This is a genomic window from Brucella tritici, from assembly GCF_008932295.1.
In the GTDB taxonomy this organism is placed as follows: Bacteria; Pseudomonadota; Alphaproteobacteria; order Rhizobiales; family Rhizobiaceae; genus Brucella; species Brucella tritici.
Genome location: NZ_WBWA01000104.1, coordinates 1 through 314, shown reverse-complemented (window position 1 = coordinate 314; position 314 = coordinate 1). Strand labels below are relative to the sequence as shown.

Sequence of the window (314 nt, the reverse complement as noted above, 5' to 3'; positions counted from 1 at the left end):
TCGCGCCAGAGCCAGAAGCCGTTGAATATGTCCGCGTCTGCGATGCTTACGGCGCTGGCTACTTCTACATCCCGGGCACCGAAACCTGCCTGCGTATCCATGGTTATGTTCGTTACGACGCAACCGGCGGTGACCGCGTTTATGCTCGTACGCCTGGCGATCTGGACCGTGACACCTGGGGCAAGCTTGCTCGTGCAACGCTCCGCTTCTCGACCGCTTCGGAAACCGAACTCGGTACTCTGAAGACTTACGTTGAAACCCGTTTCCAGTGGGCTGACGGTAACGATTCCGGCTCCACGGGCACTCTGCGCTTT

General features: G+C 58.9%; 1 protein-coding gene. It reads left to right on the top strand.

Annotation, left to right across the window (positions count from 1 at the left end; genetic code table 11):
* The coding region (locus tag F9K91_RS25650) for a porin (RefSeq protein WP_167522295.1) at positions 1 to 314 on the top strand (314 nt) is incomplete at both ends.